The 530-nt window shown below is 72.6% G+C and carries 1 pseudogene; it reads left to right on the forward strand.

The window, feature by feature from the left end:
* Nucleotides 1–530, forward strand: a pseudogene (locus ALC15_RS40975) (caspase family protein); the annotation flags it as partial.

A 530-nucleotide genomic window follows, 5' to 3' on the forward strand; every position in this document is an offset into this window, starting at 1 on the left:
TCTTCCTGCCGCCGCCGCCGCCGGACTTCGTGGTGCTGCCGCCACCGCCGCCGCCGATCGGCCTGTTCGTGCTGCCGACGCCGTTCTTCGTGGCGATGCCGGCCTATGTCGCCGCGCCGGCCTATGTGGTGCCGCCGCAGAACAACATCGTGTTCAACAACATCCACAACACGACGGTTATCAATACGGTGATCAACAATCCCAACCCGACGCCGGCGCAGCTCCATGCCGCCGGGGTGACGGCGGCGATGGGCGGTGCGCCGGTCACGGCGGCACCGCAACTGCCGGCCGCGGCGATGCAGCGGGCCAATCTGGCACGGCCGGGCGGTCCGCAAGGCGTGACGCCGGCACAGGGCGCGGCCATGGGAGCCCCTGGTGCTGCTCCGAACGCAGCCACCACGCCGAACGCGATGGGCGCGCCGGGTGCGCACACTCTGCCGGGCGCGAAGAATGGACCGCCGCTGCCGCAGTCGGCGACCGCGCCGCCCACCGCCACGCAGCAGCATGGCGCCGTGCAGCCGGGCGCCGCA

The sequence above is a fragment of the Bradyrhizobium viridifuturi genome (genome assembly GCF_001238275.1).
Classification (GTDB): Bacteria; Pseudomonadota; Alphaproteobacteria; order Rhizobiales; family Xanthobacteraceae; genus Bradyrhizobium; species Bradyrhizobium viridifuturi.